This window comes from Vibrio fujianensis, assembly GCF_002749895.1.
GTDB lineage: Bacteria > Pseudomonadota > Gammaproteobacteria > Enterobacterales > Vibrionaceae > Vibrio > Vibrio fujianensis.
In genome coordinates, this window is the sequence record NZ_NBUS01000054.1 from 607,578 (window position 1) to 608,540 (window position 963).

Annotated in this window: 1 protein-coding gene; it reads right to left on the reverse strand. The window is 43.2% G+C overall.

The window, feature by feature from the left end:
* Positions 1-963 (reverse strand): DUF3418 domain-containing protein (locus B7C60_RS19775; RefSeq protein WP_245869680.1); only part of this gene is annotated, 963 nt, incomplete at both ends.

The window sequence follows — 963 nt, forward strand, 5'->3', positions numbered from 1 at the left end:
CAAAATGTCGTCCAGAAACCACTTCCGTTCCAACTCGCTGATCATAAAACTGAAACAGCTCTTCATCATCAACCAAAATATCTCGGCGACGAGATTTATGTTCTAACTCCTCAACTTCCAATAACAGTGAGCGGTTTTGTTTGAAAAACGCATGTTTTGTTTCCCAATCCCCTTCAACGAGCGCACTGCGGATAAATATTTCACGACTTAAAGTCGCATCAATATTGCCATAGTTGACCAACCGCTTCACCACAATGGGAATCCCATACAGCATAACTTTTTCATAAGCCATCACGGCCGCTTGTTTTTTCGACCAATGGGGTTCGCTATAGCTACGTTTGATCAAATGTTTTGCTAACGGCTCAATCCATTCTGGCTGAATTTTCGCCACAATTCTTGCCCACAGCTTAGAGGTTTCAACCAATTCTGCGCTCATCACCCATTTGGGTTGTTTTTTAAACAATCCTGATGCAGGAAAAATATGGAAGCGAGCATTACGCGCCCCTTGGTAGTCATGTTTTTCTGCGTCCTTACTTCCGATATGAGACAATAAACCGACTAAAATTGCGCTGTGTACTGCTTGGTAATTCCCCGGCTCATCGTTGAGTTTATAGCCCATTTCTCGCATGGCTTGGTGGATTTGGAAATAAACATCTTGCCACTCTCGAACTCGTAAGTAATTGAGATAATCTTGCTTACACTGACGACGGAACTGATTACTGCTTAAGGATTTTTGTTGCTGTTGCAGGTAGTTCCATACATTCACTAAGGTTAAAAAATCGGATTCTTCATCAAAAAAACGACGATGTTTTTCATCGGAAGCTTGCTGTTTGTCACTCGGCCGCTCACGCGGGTCTTGAATAGATAACGCTGATGCGATGACCATTAACTCTTTCAAACAACCTAATCGCGGCGCTTCAAGTACCATTCTAGCCAAACGAGGATCAATCGGCAGACGGGCAA